Source organism: Streptomyces sp. NPDC017940 (assembly GCF_044328435.1).
Taxonomy (GTDB): Bacteria; Actinomycetota; Actinomycetes; order Streptomycetales; family Streptomycetaceae; genus Streptomyces.
This window is the reverse complement of sequence record NZ_JBIRHJ010000010.1, coordinates 173,396-187,664: the sequence shown is the minus strand read 5'-3', so window position 1 is coordinate 187,664 and position 14,269 is coordinate 173,396. Positions and strand designations below refer to the sequence as shown.

The window sequence follows — 14,269 nt, the reverse complement described above, 5'->3', positions numbered from 1 at the left end:
GTCAGTGTGTTGCTTGGCACGCTGCGCTCGGTCATCCCGCCACGACCCCTCCCGTGCGTTCAGCGTCTGCGGCTCCGTGCCACTTGCGGCCCGTGTGCCTTGCGGTTCGGTGCCACTTGCGGTCCGGTTCGGTGTCTTGTGCGGCCCGTGCGGCTTTCGCCGCCCGCCGTGCCCCCCGCTGTGGGCAGCTGGTCCGCCAGGGGCGAGGGGGGTGCCTCCCTGCTCGAGCGGAGCCGGGAGCTTGGGGGAGGGTGGGCACAGCCCACACCGCCGGGTGCCCGGCAGGTAAGGGGAAGGGGCACCCCCAAGAGGCAGTCAAGACGCCGGGGGGATCGCCACCGACGTCACCGTTCCCTCGTCGTAGACGACGTGCACCACCCCGCCCAGCGGCAACACCACCGGCGGTCGCAACGAGTCCGCGATCACGGTGCCGGTGTCGCCCGAGTCCCCGGCAGGCTCCTCCCGGTCACCGGGAGCCCCCGGCACCCGCAGGGCCCGCTCCGGCCCCCTGCCGGTCAACGGCAACGACACCAGACGGGAGTTGTCCGCGTACAACGCCCGACCGCCGCCCACGACAAGCGGCCCCGAGGACACGAGGCGGGGCATCGCCTCGCCCTGGACGGGGCGGCCCGGCGCGTACCGCTGCGGCGTGTCGCGCAGGACCTTGCCGTCGGCGGCGTCCGCCACCAGGAGCCGCCGCGTCTCCCGGGACTGGATGACCGCCGCCTCCCCGCTCACCGCGCTCACCCGCATGCCGGAGGACTCCTCCAGCGTCGCCTCGACACCGAAGCCACCGGTCTCCTTCAGGGTGCGCGGCTCCAGGCGCGAGACGCGCAGCTGCGGCTCGTCGGTGGGGGCGTCCAAGTCGGATGACCCGCCCACCGCACCGACGCACAGGACGTCCCCGGAGCCGCCGCGGGCCATCAGCGAGCGGCAGCCCTCACCGGGCAGCCCGTCGTTGCGGGCCCGCTCCTCGCCGTCATGGGCGTCGAGTGCCACCACGGCGTCCCGCGTCGTCGCGTACACCAAACCGTCCCGCACGAACTCCGGCGTGTACGCGCCGTCCTCCGCCTTGGCCAGCTCCTCGGCCAGTGTCGGCGTGGACCAGCGCCGCGCCCCGTCCCGCAGCGCGTACGCGGTCACCGAGACACCCGGACCGCCCGCGTCGTCGAACAGCGGGACCTGGTCGCCCACCACCACCAGGTCGCCGTGCAGCACCGGCTTGCCGATGAAGCGCCCGCGCTCCGGCGCCGCCGTCCATCCGACCTCGCCCGTACGGGAGTCACGCGCCTGGAGGCGGCCCCGGTGCGCGATGACCGCGGTGCCGCCGCGCAGCTGGGGCGCCAGCGAGTCGCCGGGCATGAAGAGCGCGCCGGAAGGACCGATGTACGCCTCGCCGCCGTTCCCGTCGCCCGCCGCGCGGCCGTCCGCCGTCCACAGCCGCCTGCCGTCGGCCGCCCCGAGTGCCTCGTACGTACCGTCCGTGAGCAGGCACACGACGGCCTCCGCGTCGGCCGCGCAGTGCAGCGGCGCGTGCCCGAACCTCCCCCGCCACTGCTTCCAGCCGTCCGGGCGCTGCGCCGCGAGCTGCGGCACCACGCCGCTGCGGTCCGCCCCGCCCTGCTCGTCCACCCCCGCCAGGGCCCTCAGTTCCCCCTTGGACGGTGCGTCCCCGCTGTTCTCCTTTCGCGCGCCCTCGCTGGAGTGGCGTGGAGCCGCCGCACCCGGTCGCCCGGCGTCCTCATCGCCTCCCCGCAGCGCGAGCAGCGCCCCCACGCCGCCGCCCACCAGCGCCACCGCCACGATCGCCGCGAGCACGCGGCCCCGCCGGAGGCGTCCACCGGGGGCCGCCGCACTCCCGACGGCAGGCGCCGCGGGACCCCTCGGGGGCGAGACCGCGCCCACCGTCTGCATGGCGTGCAGGTCCCGGGGAGGGGTCCCCGGCGCCGTGGGCGTACGGGGCGTCACGGGTGCCGCGTTCACCGGGAGCAGCGGCAGCCCGTTCGCGCACAGCCCTTCCACCTCCCGCCGCGCCTCCTCGATCCGGGCCGCGACCGGCGCCGGCCAGGGGAAGCCGTCCGCCGCCGCGGTCCGTGCGGGTCCTGCCCGTTCCGCCAGGCGCCGTGCCAGTTCCTCCGGGTCCGGGCGCTCCTCCGGTGCCCCCGCCAGGCACTCGGCGAGCACGTCCCGCAGCTCGTCGGGCACCTCGTCCAGGCGGTGCTCCGCCCTCGACACCCGGTACAGCACGGCCGCCAGCGGGCCGTCACCGAACGGGTCGCGGCCCGTCGCCGCGTAGGCCAGGACCGACGCCAGGCAGAAGACGTCCGACCCGGCGACCACGTGCCGGCCGCCCGCGACGTGCTCGGGGGACATGAAGCCGGGCGTGCCGACCACCACCCCCGTCGTCGTCATCGTCGTGGCGTTCCTGACGCGGGCCACACCGAAGTCGATGAGTTTGGGGCCCGCCGCGCCGAGGAGCACGTTCGCGGGCTTCAGGTCGCGGTGCAGGGCGCCCGCCGCGTGCACGGCGGCGAGTGCGCGCGCCAGGTCGGCGCCGAGCGCCGCGACCGTGCCGGGCGGCATCGGGCCGTGTCCGCGCACGGCCTCGGCGAGCGTGGGGCCCGCCACGTACTCCGTGGCGAGCCAGGGCTGGTCCGCGTCCGGGTCGCCCGCGACCACCCGGGCCACCCACGGGCTCGTGACGGCCGTCGCCACCGTGATCTCGCGCCGGAACCTGGCCCGGAAGGCGGCGTCGCCCGTCAGGTCCCCGCGGATCGCCTTCACGGCCACCAGCGCGTCCGGGCGCGGGCCGCCCGTGCCGCGGTCGTTCGCGGGCGCCGCGAGGAACACCTCGCCCATGCCGCCCGCGCCGAGCCGCGCCAGCGTCTCGTACGGGCCGATCCGGCGTGGTGACGCCTCCCGCAACTGCCCGATCATCCGCCGGTACCCCCCCGTGCCGTGATGAACTCCCGTGACACCGGGTCACGTTATCCCCACGGCGCGGTCGGTGCTGCGGCAGGTTCACGTCACCGGGGAGCGGGGGTGGTGCGCGCCCCGCGCGCCGTGGTTGCGGGAGGCTCCGCGCCGCTACCGTCGTTACGCCGAAACGCCACCTACGTCTTCCGGCAGACGCGTACGCCCTCCCGGCGGTACGCGTAGGCCCTTTCCGATACGTACGCCCTTCCGACAGAGGTGTCCTGTGAAAGCCATCCGTCGATTCACCGTACGTCCCGTCCTCCCGGCCCCGCTCGGCCCCCTCGACGAACTCGCCCGCAATCTGCGCTGGTCCTGGCACACCGGGACCCGCGACCTGTTCCGCGACGTGGACCCCGACCTGTGGGCCGACTCCGGCCACGACCCCGTGCGGCTCCTCGGCGCCGTGCCGAGCGCACGCCTCGCCGCCCTCGCCGCCGACGACACCTTCCTGCGGCGGCTCGACGAGGCCGCCGACGACCTGCGCGCCTACGTCACCGGGGAGCGCTGGTACCAGGAGCGGCAGGCCGCGCCCGACGCCGAACTCCCGCGCGCCATCGCCTACTTCTCACCCGAGTTCGGCGTCACCGCGGCCCTGCCGCAGTACTCCGGCGGGCTCGGCATCCTCGCGGGCGACCACCTGAAGGCGGCGAGCGACCTCGGTGTGCCGCTGATCGGCGTGGGGCTGCTCTACCGGCACGGCTACTTCCGGCAGTCCCTGACCCGCGACGGCTGGCAGCAGGAGCACTACCCCGTCCTCGACCCGAACGAGCTGCCCCTGACCCTGCTGCGCGAGAGCGACGGCACCCCCACCCTGGTGCGGATCGCCCTGCCCCGCGGCCGGGCCCTGCGCGCCCACGTCTGGCAGGCGCAGGTCGGCCGGGTGCCGCTGCTGCTCCTCGACTCGGACGTGGAGGAGAACGACCCGGGTGCCCGCGAGGTGACGGACCGGCTGTACGGCGGCGGCAGCGAGCACCGGCTGCTCCAGGAGATGCTGCTCGGGATCGGCGGCGTGCGGGCCGTGCGCACCTACTGCCGCCTCACCGGGCACGCCGCACCCGAGGTCTTCCACACCAATGAGGGGCACGCCGGCTTCCTCGGCCTCGAACGCATCCACGAGCGGGTGCGCGAAGGGCTCGGCTTCGACGCCGCCCTGGAGGCCGTGCGCGGCGGCACCGTTTTCACCACCCACACACCGGTGCCCGCAGGTATCGACCGCTTCGACCGGGAACTCGTCGCCCATCACTTCGGGCCCGACGCCGAACTCCCCGGACTCGATGTCGAGTTGATCCTGCGACTCGGCATGGAGACCTATCCGGGCGGTGAGCCCAACCTCTTCAACATGGCCGTCATGGGCCTGCGGCTCGGCCGCTGCGCCAACGGGGTCTCCACCCTGCACGGCAAGGTGAGCCGCGAGATGTTCCAGGGCCTCTGGCCGGGGTTCGACGCCGAGGAGGTGCCCATCACCTCGGTCACCAACGGCGTGCACGCCCCCACCTGGGTGGCCCCGGAGGTCTTCGCCCTCGGTGCCCGTCAGATCGGCGCCGGGCGCGCCGACCGCGCCCTGTCCGTGGGCGGCTCCGAGCGCTGGGACGCCGTCGCCGACATCCAGGACGGCGACATCTGGCTGCTGCGCCGCGAACTGCGCGCCCAGCTCGTGTACGAGGTCCGGCGGCGGCTGCACCTGTCCTGGCGGCAGCGGGGCGCGGCCACCGCCGAACTGGGCTGGATCGACGAAGTCCTCGATCCCGACGTGCTGACCATCGGGTTCGCGCGGCGCGTGCCCTCGTACAAGCGGCTGACGCTGATGCTGCGGGACCGCGACCGGCTGATGGATCTGCTCACCCACCCCGACCGGCCCGTGCAGATCGTCGTCGCGGGCAAGGCGCACCCCGCCGACGACGGCGGCAAGCGCCTCATCCAGGACCTGGTCCGGTTCACCGACGACCCGCGCGTGCGCCACCGCATCGTGTTCCTGCCCGACTACGGCATGGCGATGGCGCAGAAGCTGTACGCGGGCTGCGACGTGTGGCTGAACAATCCGCTCAGGCCCCTGGAGGCCTGTGGCACCTCCGGCATGAAGGCCGCCCTCAACGGGTGCCTCAACCTGTCCGTCCTCGACGGGTGGTGGGACGAGTGGTTCGAGCCCGACTTCGGCTGGGCCATCCCCACCGCGGACGGCACGGCCACCGACGACCACCGCCGCGACGAACTGGAGGCCGCCGCGCTCTACGACCTCCTGGAGCGCCGCATCACGCCCCGCTTCTACGAACACGGCCCGGGCGGCCTGCCCGACCGCTGGATCGAGATGGTCCGCAGGACCCTGACCCGGCTCGGCCCCAAGGTGCTCGCCGGGCGCATGGTGCGCGAGTACGTGGAGCGCCTCTACGTCCCCGCCGCCCGCGCCCACCGCGTGCTCGCGCCCGACGCCGCCACCGCCCTCGCCGCCTGGAAGTCCCGGGTCCGCGCGGCCTGGCCCGGCGTCGCCGTCGACCACGTGGAGGCCTCCGCCCTCGGCGCCACCGCCGAGCTGGGCGCCACGCTCGCGCTGCGGGTCCGCGTGCAGCTCGGCGAGCTGACGCCCGACGACGTCGAGGTGCAGGCCGTCGCGGGCCGGGTCGACGCCGATGACCACATCACGGACGCCGTACCGGTGCCCCTGAAGCCGACGTCGGGGCCCGAGCGGGACGGCGGCGCGCCCGGGCAGCCGGTGCGCTATGTGTACGAGGGGACGCTCGCCCTGGACCGCACCGGGCCCTTCGGCTACACCGTCCGCGTCCTGCCCGCCCACCGGCTGCTCGCCGACGGCACGGAGCTGGGGCTCGTGGCGGTCCCGTCGGAGGCGGCGGGGGAGGCGGCCGGGGTGCTGATGCGCTGAGCACAAGGCGCCCCGAAGGGGTGCGGACCACCGCGCGGCCGGACACCACGGGCCCGCGGACGCACGGCGTGCATGGTGCGGGCGGCATCCGGGGGGACTCCCCGCATGCCGCCCGGTTCGGGGGGTTACTTGACGTTCACACCGGTCCAGGCGGCGGCGACCGCCTTCGCCTCCGCGGAGCCCGCGCCGTACAGGTCACCGGCGGCCTTGACCGTGTCCTTGCGTGCCTGCGCGTAGTCCGTGGTGCTGGTGAAGTACGTCGACAGGGCCTTGAACCAGATCTTCTCGGCCTTCCCGCGGCCGATGCCCGTGACCTTGGAGCCGTCCTTGGTCGGGCTGTCGTACGTCACGCCGTTGATCGTCTTCTTTCCGCTGCCCTCGGACAGCAGGTAGAAGAAGTGGTTGGCGATGCCCGACGAGTAGTGCACGTCGACGTTGCCGGCGTTCGCGTCCCAGTAGTCCAGGGACGAGCCGTCCTTGGAGGGCTTGTCCATGTGGCGCAGCGGGGAGCCGTCGCCGTTGATGTCGATCTTCTCGCCGATGAGGTAGTCGCCCTTGTCCTTGGCGTTGTTCGCCTTGAACTCGACGGCGGCGGCGAAGATGTCGCTGGTCGCCTCGTTCAGGCCGCCGGACTCGCCGCTGTACTCCATGTTGCCGGTGGCCGAGGTGACGCCGTGGGTCATCTCGTGGGCGGCCACGTCGATGGAGGTGAGGGGCTTGGCGTTGCCCTCGCCGTCGCCGTACGTCATGCAGAAGCAGGAGTCCTGCCAGAAGGCGTTGACGTAGTTGTTGCCGTAGTGCACGCGGGACGAGGCGCCCTTGCCGTCGCCCCTGATGCCGCTGCGGCCGTGCACGTTCTTGTAGTAGTCCCAGGTGAGACCGGCGCCGTAGGCGGCGTCCACAGCCGCGGTCTGGGTGTTCGACGGCTTGCCCGTGCCCCAGACGTCGTCGGCGTCCGTGTACAGCTTGCCGCCGCTGGAACCGTGCGCCAGGTCGTACGTCTTGTGCTTGCCGCGCCCGCCGTCGGTCAGCTGGTAGGTGCTGCCGCTCTTGGTGGAGCCGACCGTGACGTCACCGCTGTACTGGCTGTGGCCCTTGCCGTTCTCGACGGCCTGGTACTGGAAGAGCTTCTTGCCGGAGGCCGCGTCCGTCACGACGTGCAGCTCGCTCGGCGTGCCGTCCTTCTGCACACCGGTGACGACCGTCTCGAAGGCGAGCACGGGCTTGCCCGTGGCGGCCCAGATCACCTTGCGGGGCGCCTTCGCGTCGGCCTTCTCGGTGTCGCCGCTTCTGGCGGCGGTGGACTCGGCGGACCTCGCCACCGACTTCGGCGCGAGCTTCGCGTCCGTCGACGCGACCTTCACCTGCGCCTCGGTGGCCTTGCTGACACCCTTGACCTCGCCGCTCCTCGCGGTGTGGACCACGAGGTCGCCGCCGAGGACGGGCAGCCCGTCGTAGGTGCGCTCGTAGCGGGTGTGGGTGGTGCCGTCACGGTCCTTCACGACGTCCTTGACGACGAGCTTCTCCTTGGCGCCGAGGCCGATCCTGCCGGCGGTGGCGGCCGTGCCGGCCTCGGCGTCCTTCAGGAGGCCGGAGCGGACGGACGCGGAGAGCTGCATGGGGGAAGCTGCCGGGGCCTCGGCGGTGGCCGCGCGGTCGGTGTCCTGCTGTGCGGCGGCGCCGGTGGTCAGTCCGGCGGCGAGCAACGCGCCCGCGGCGACGGCGGTCGCGATGGCCAGGGTGGAACGCTTCCTCGATATGTACGGGCTCACGCAGGCTCCTTGTGTGGGGGAGCCCGGATGGCATGGGGGACCACCCGGGCCAGAAGTGCTGTGCGGTACTCGTGTGCCGTGCGGGGGAAGCGTGCCATTTGGGCCAGGTACATGTCATGACCTTGATTGAATGTTGGCCAAAATGCGTCCGTTGGCCGAAGGTCAAGGTCCGTAATGCGAACAGTGGGGGGAACAGGGGCGCCGCCACCGGGGCGGGAGTGTTTCCACACCCCGGGGGCGGCACCCCCTCACGGGGTCTCGGCTATGGCCGGGAACCGACGTTGACCGCCGCCCAGGCGTTGGCCACCGCCTGGTACTCGGCGCTGCTCGTGCCGCCGTACAGCTCACTGGCGGCGGCGAGGGTGTCGGTGCGCGCCTTCGCGTAGTTGGTGGTCGTGTTGAACTTCGTGGTCAGCGCGCGGAACCAGATCTTGGCGGCCTTGTCGATGCCGATGCCGGTCACGGGCTTGTTGTCGTACGTCGGCGAGTCGTAGGAGACGCCGTTCACGACCTTCTTCCCGCTGCCCTCGGACAGCAGGTAGAAGAAGTGGTTGGCGATGCCCGACGAGTAGTGCACGTCGACGCTTCCGGCCCTGCTGCTCCAGTTGTCGAGCGACGAGCCGTCCTTGGAGGGCTTGTCCATGTAGCGCAGCGGCGTGCCGTTGCCCCGGATGTCGATCTTCTCGCCGACGAGGTAGTCGCCGACGTCCGAGGAGTTCTTCGCGCCGAACTCGACGGCGGCGGCGAAGATGTCGCTGGTCGCCTCGTTGAGGCCGCCGGGCTCACGGCTGTACTGCATGTTGCCGGTCGCCGCCGTGACGCCGTGGGTCATCTCGTGCGCGGCCACGTCGATCGACGTCAGCGGCTTGGCGTTGCCCGTGCCGTCGCCGTACGTCATGCAGAAGCAGGAGTCCTGCCAGAAGGCGTTGACGTAGTTGTTGCCGTAGTGCACGCGGGACGAGGCGCCCCTGCCGTCGTTCCTGATGCCGTTGCGGCCGTGCACGTTCTTGTAGTAGTCCCAGGTCAGGGCCGCGCCGTAGTGGGCGTCCGCGCCCGCGGTCTCGGCGTTGGACGCCTGCCCGTTGCCCCAGACGTCGTCCGGGCCGCTGAACAGCGTGCCCGAGCCCGACGTGCTGCGGTTCAGGTTGCGCGTCTGGTGGTTGCCGCGCGCGGTGTCGGTCAGCGTGTACTGCGAGCCCGACTGCTGGGTGGTGAGCGGGACCTGGCCGCTGTACTGGGTGTTGCCGGTGCCCTGGTGGACGCCCTGCCACTGCCCCAGCTTCTTGCCGGTGGCCGCGTCGGTCACGACGTGCAGCTCGTTGGGCGTGCCGTCCTTCTGGAGGCCGCCGACGACGGTCTCGTACGCGAGGACCGGGGCGCCGCCCTTGGGGTCGGCGAGCCAGACGACCTTGCGCGGCTCCTTGGCCGCCTTGGTCTTCGTGGACTTCTCGGCCTTGGCGGCGCCGAGCGCCTGCTTCTCGGCGGCGGCGGCCTTCACCTCGGCGTCGGTGCCGAGCCCCTTGAGGCTGGCCTTCGATGCCCGGTTGACGTCGGTGACCTCGCCCGCCTTGTCGGTGGCGACCACCATGTCGCCGCCGAGTACGGGCAGTCCCGCGTAGGTGCGCTCGTAACGGGTGTGGGTGGTTCCGTCACGGTCCTTGATCACGTCGCGGACGACGAGCTTCTCCTTGGCGCCGAGGCCGAGCGTGGCGGCGGTGGCGGCCTTGCTCGCGTCCGCCTCGCGTATCAGCTCCGCGCGCTGCGACGGCGAGAGCTTCGCGGGCAGGGCGCCGGTGTCGGCCCTGGTGCCCGACGACTGCCCGTCGGCGGACGCGGTGCCCGCCTGCACGGCCATGCCCAGCAGGGCGGCGACGGCCGTGAACGTGCCGACGGCGGTGGCCCGCCGACGTGCGGAACTGCTGCGGGGGGTGGGGGATGTGCTCAACACGAACTCCTTCTGCGCGACCGCCGATCGGGCGGCCAGGGGGCGTCCGGACGGCGGTGACCGTCCGGGGCGGAGCAGGGCAGTACGTGGTGCTGTACGGAACGGCGCGCACGGGGCGCGCCCGCCGCTCACGCGTGAGCGCGCGTGCGACTGGTGAGGGGAAGAGTGCCATTCAAGTCAGGGACATGTCAGGTGAGTGAACCGACATTGGCTGGATTACGTTCGGTGCCCGAATTCTTGTGTCCGGTATGCGGGTTCTGACCTTCTCCGGCCGGGCGCTACGAGGTCCCGCCCCCGCCCACCACGCTGTCCCGCCACGCCCGGTGCAGCTCCGCGAAGGGACCGGTGCCGGCGATGAGTTCGGCGGGCGGGCCGTCCTCCACGATGCGGCCGTGCTCCATCACGAGGACACGGTCGGCGATCTCCACGGTCGACAGGCGGTGGGCGATGACGACGGCGGTGCGGCCGTGCAGCACGGTGTCCATCGCCCGCTGCACGGCCCGCTCACCGGGGATGTCCAGGGAGCTGGTGGCCTCGTCCAGGATCAGGACGGCGGGGTCGGCGAGGAGGGCGCGGGCGAACGCCACCAACTGGCGCTGACCCGCCGAGATGCGGCCGCCGCGCTTGCGTACGTCGGTGTCGTAGCCGTCGGGAAGGGAGGCGATGAAGTCGTGGGCACCGATGGCCTTCGCGGCCCTCTCGACGTCCTCGCGGGTGGCGTCGGGGCGCCCGATCGCGATGTTCTCCGCGACCGTGCCGGAGAACAGGAACGCCTCCTGCGTGACCATCACGACACCGCGCCTCAGCTCGGCGGTCGTCAGGTCGCGCAGGTCGACGCCGTCCAGCAGCACGCGGCCACCGGCGGCGCCCTCCCGGCCGGGGGTGTCCGGCGCGTCCGGCGAGGGGTCGTAGAAGCGGGCGAGCAGCTTGGCGAGGGTCGACTTGCCCGCGCCGGTGGAGCCGACCACGGCCACGGTCTGCCCGGCAGGCAGCGTGAGGTCGAAGCGCGGCAGCACCTCCCCGCCGGTGCGGTAGGCGAAGCGGACGCCGTCGAACTCGACGGTCCTGCCCGGCCGCGCCGAGGCGAGCGGCGGCAGCGGCTTGTCGGTGCCGGGCGCGGGCTCCGGCACGGACGGCTCCTGCGCGAGCAGACCCGCGATCTTCTCCAGCGACGCCGCCGCGGACTGGTAGGAGTTGAGGAACATCCCGAGCCGGTCGATGGGGTCGTAGAGCCGCCGCAGGTAGAGCACGGCCGCGGCGAGCACACCGAGCGCGAGTGTGTCCTGCGCGACGCGGTACGCGCCCCACAGCACGATCCCCGCGACCGCGGTGTTCGCGACCAGGCGCGAGCCCACCACGTACCGGGCCATCTCCAGGAGCGCGTCGCCGTTGGTGCGCTCGTGCCGGTGGTTCAGCGTGCCGAACTGCTCCTCGTTGGCCCGCTCGCGGCGGAACGCCCGTACCGGGCGGATGCCGTTCATCGTCTCCGTGAACTTCACGATGACGGCGGCGACGGCCGTGGAACGGGCACGGTAGACCTTGCCTGCGCGCCGCTGGTACAGGCGGATCAGGAGGTACAGGGGGACGAAGGAGGCGACGGCGACCGCGCCGAGGCCGAGGTCGAGCCAGAGCAGCAGCACGGAGATGGAGACGAACGACAGGACGACCGTGAGGAGTTCCTGGAGGCCCTCCTCCAGGAGTTCGCGCAGCGACTCCACGTCCGTGGTCGAGCGGGAGATCAACCGCCCCGAGGTGTACCGCTCGTGGAAGTCCACGCTGAGCGCCTGCGCGTGCCGGAAGATGCGGCCCCGCAGATCGAGCAGCACGTCCTGGTTGACGCGCGCGGACGCCAGGACGAACGCGTACTGGAAGGCTCCCGCCGCCACCGCGCACCCCAGATAGGCCGCACCCACCGTGATCAGCGGACCGTGGTCGCCCGCGCGGAAGGCGGGCACGGCACGGTCGATGGCGTACGCGACGAGCAGCGGCCCCGCCTGGACGGCCGCCTGCTGCACCAGAAGCAGCAGCGCGGCCACGGCGACGCGGGCGCGACGGGGCGCGAGGAGGGAGCGCAGCAGGGCGCCGGTGGCGCCGGGGGGAGCGGGGAGCGAGTCCTCGTCGAAGGCGTCGTCGAGGGTGTCGCCGGGGGCGCACAGGGGAGAGGCGGTGGTGGGGGTGCCGGGGGCGGGGGCTTCGGCGGGGCCGGTGGTGTTTGCGGTGCCTGCGGCGTTGGTGGCTCCCGCGGTGCCTGTGGTGCCCGCTGCGTCGGTGGCGCCTTCCACGCCGGTGGCGCGTTCCGCGTCGGCGGAGCCCTCCGCGCCGGTGGAGACGGTGGCTTCCGTGGGTGTCGTGGACCTCTCGTCGTCGACCGTGCTCATCCTTCCGTCCCCCCAGACATCAGCCATGCGTACTCCGCGTTCTCCCGCAGCAGTTCCTGGTGCGTGCCCACCGCCGCCACGCGGCCCCCGGACAGCAGCGCGACCCGGTCGGCGAGCAGGACCGTCGACGGGCGGTGCGCCACCACCAGGGCCGTGGTGTCCTTCAGGACCCGCCGCAGTGCCGCCTCCACCAGCGCCTCGGTGTGCACGTCGAGGGCGGAGAGCGGGTCGTCGAGCACGAGGAAGCGCGGGTCGCCGACCACCGCGCGGGCCAGTGCGAGCCGCTGCCGCTGGCCGCCCGACAGGCTCAGCCCCTGCTCCCCGACCTGGGTGTCCGCCCCCTGCGGCAGGGCGTGCACGAACTCCGCCTGCGCCACCGCGAGCGCCCGGTCCAACCCGTCGGAGCCCGTATCCCCGCCGGAGCCCATGAGGACGTTCTCGCCCACGGAGGCGGAGAACAGCGTGGGCTCCTCGAAGGCCATGGACACCAGCGAGCGCACCCGTTCGCGCGGCATCGCGGCGATGTCCTCACCGTCGAGCGTGATGCGCCCGCCCGTCACCTCGTACAACCGGGGCACGAGAGCCGTCAGCGTCGTCTTGCCGCTGCCGGTGGCGCCGACGAGCGCCATGGTCTCGCCGGTGCGTATGTGCAGGTCGATCCGGTCCAGGACGGCCGGGGAGCCGTCCGGCGCGTCGGGGTAGCGGAACTGGACGGCGTCGAAGCGGATGCCGTCCACGGGCACCGGGCCCGGGTCGGGCTCCGGCTTCCGCTCCGGGCCGGTGTCGGACTCCGGCTCCGCGTCGAGCACCTCGAAGTACCGCTCCGTGGCCGTCGCCGCCTCCTGGCTCATCGCGAGCAGGAAGCCGATCGACTCCACCGGCCAGCGCAGCGCGAGGGCCGTGGACAGGAACGCCACCAGCGTGCCCGTCGACAGGTCGCCGTCGGCCACCTGCACCGAGCCCAGGACCAGCGCCGCCCCGATCGCCAGCTCCGGCAGCGTCATGATGACGCCGTTGATCGCGGCGAGCAGCCGGGCCTTGGCCAGCTCCGTGCCGCGCAGCGTGCGGGAGAGAGCGCGGAACGCCAGGGCCTGACTGCGGTGCCGCCCGAAGCCCTTGGTGATCCGGATGCCGAGGACGCTCTCCTCGACGACGGTCGTCAGATCGCCCACCTGGTCCTGCGCGCGCCGCGACACGGCGGCGTACCGGCCCTCGAAGTAGGCGATGAAGACCACCATCGGCACCACGGGGATGAGCAGCACCAGGCCGAGTGCCCAGTCCTGGGCGAGCAGGATCGCCATGCCCACGAGGATGGTCGCGCCGTTGACCACGAGGAACGTCAGCGGGAACGCCAGGAACATGCGCAGCAGCATCAGGTCCGTCGTCCCGCGCGAGAGCAACTGCCCCGAAGCCCACCGGTCGTGGAAGGCGACCGGGACCCGCTGGAGGTGGCGGAAGAGATCGGCCCGCATGTCGGCCTCGACACCGGCGAGCGGCCGCGCGACCAGCCAGCGGCGGAACCCGAAGAGGAGGGCCTCGACGACGCCGAGCCCGAGGAGCAGGAGGGCGCCGAGCCAGACGCCCCCGGTGTCCCGGTCGGCCACGGGGCCGTCCACCATCCACTTCAGGACGAGGGGGAACACCAGGCCCGTGCACGACGCCACGATGGCGACGAACCCCGCGACCAACAGGCGCGTGCGTACGGGACGGACATACGGCCACAGCCGTCTGAGCGTCCGGACGGCGGACCGTCCGCCCGGTTCCTCGGCAGGTGCATCTGTCGTCGGCATCAGGGGCGAGCCTACGTTTCGCCACTGACAGCGCCCAGCGAGTTTCGGACCGGTCGAGGTCCTCCGCTGGTCCTAGGCCCTGCCGCCTCCCGCATGCCGTACTGCCGTAGGCCGCCGCGCCGGTCACGGGCGGCGTGCTGGAACACGTGCGGCGGAACACGTGCGGCGGAACACGTGCGACGGCACACGTGCGGCCGAACACGTGCGTGCCCCCGGCGACGAATCGCTGAGCACCCGCTTACGGGGAGTGCTCGCGCCCGTCACCGGGGGCACCTCGAACCGGGGCGTCGCCGCGGGGCTGTGCAGACGACGCCACGGTCAAGACCCATCTCGCCCACACGCTCGGCGAGTCGGGCGCCAAGGACCGTGCCGCGGCAGTGGCGCCAGCCGACGGCCGCGGGTTCCTCGGCCGACCGCCCACACGGTCGGCCGAGGCCGGAATCCGGTCCTTGCGGCCGTGCCTCCCCCCGGAGTCACGACCTCCCCGCCCTGGGGTCCGCACCCGCGCTCCCACCAGCGCGGATGTGTGTGGG

General features: G+C 73.0%; 5 protein-coding genes and 1 pseudogene. 1 reads left to right on the top strand and 5 read right to left on the bottom strand.

Translation table 11 applies throughout. The features are described from left to right. Positions 1-315: 315 nt before the first annotated feature. Complete coding sequence (locus ACH4DX_RS31495; protein WP_398157601.1) at positions 316-2,937, bottom strand: protein kinase; 2,622 nt, start codon at positions 2,935-2,937, stop codon at positions 316-318. 262 nt (positions 2,938-3,199) lie between these two features. On the opposite strand from ACH4DX_RS31495, the gene glgP reads away from it, so the two are divergent. Then, the gene (gene glgP, locus ACH4DX_RS31490) at positions 3,200-5,851 is read left to right on the top strand and encodes an alpha-glucan family phosphorylase (protein WP_398157600.1); all 2,652 of its coding nucleotides are present in this window, start codon (positions 3,200-3,202) and stop codon (positions 5,849-5,851) included. A 125-nt stretch (positions 5,852-5,976) separates the two neighbouring features. Here glgP and ACH4DX_RS31485 read toward each other — a convergent pair whose 3' ends face one another. The 4 genes and pseudogenes from ACH4DX_RS31485 to ACH4DX_RS31470 form a co-directional block, all read right to left on the bottom strand. Further along, positions 5,977-7,623 carry a M4 family metallopeptidase gene (locus ACH4DX_RS31485; protein ID WP_398157599.1) on the bottom strand — a complete coding sequence of 549 codons (1,647 nt, stop codon included), beginning with the start codon at positions 7,621-7,623 and terminating at the stop codon, positions 5,977-5,979. 265 nt (positions 7,624-7,888) lie between these two features. Beyond that, positions 7,889-9,568 (bottom strand): annotated as a pseudogene (locus tag ACH4DX_RS31480) (M4 family metallopeptidase); the annotation flags it as partial. Positions 9,569-9,846: 278 nt separating this feature from the next. Further along, a complete protein-coding gene (locus tag ACH4DX_RS31475) occupies positions 9,847-11,973 on the bottom strand; it encodes an ABC transporter ATP-binding protein (protein ID WP_398157598.1) in 2,127 nt (708 codons plus the stop codon). Next, positions 11,943-13,736 carry an ABC transporter ATP-binding protein gene (locus ACH4DX_RS31470; RefSeq protein WP_398157597.1) on the bottom strand — a complete coding sequence of 598 codons (1,794 nt, stop codon included), beginning with the start codon at positions 13,734-13,736 and terminating at the stop codon, positions 11,943-11,945. Before ACH4DX_RS31470 ends, ACH4DX_RS31475 begins: the two co-directional genes overlap by 31 nt. Positions 13,737-14,269: the final 533 nt, after the last annotated feature.

What these genes read in the sequence shown, in the direction of transcription:
- ACH4DX_RS31470 (WP_398157597.1), bottom strand. Translation starts at nt 13,736, where the DNA reads ATGCCGACGACAGATGCACCTGCCGAGGAACCGGGCGGACGGTCCGCC.
- ACH4DX_RS31495 (WP_398157601.1), bottom strand. Translation starts at nt 2,937, where the DNA reads ATGATCGGGCAGTTGCGGGAGGCGTCACCACGCCGGATCGGCCCGTAC.
- ACH4DX_RS31475 (WP_398157598.1), bottom strand. Translation starts at nt 11,973, where the DNA reads ATGGCTGATGTCTGGGGGGACGGAAGGATGAGCACGGTCGACGACGAG.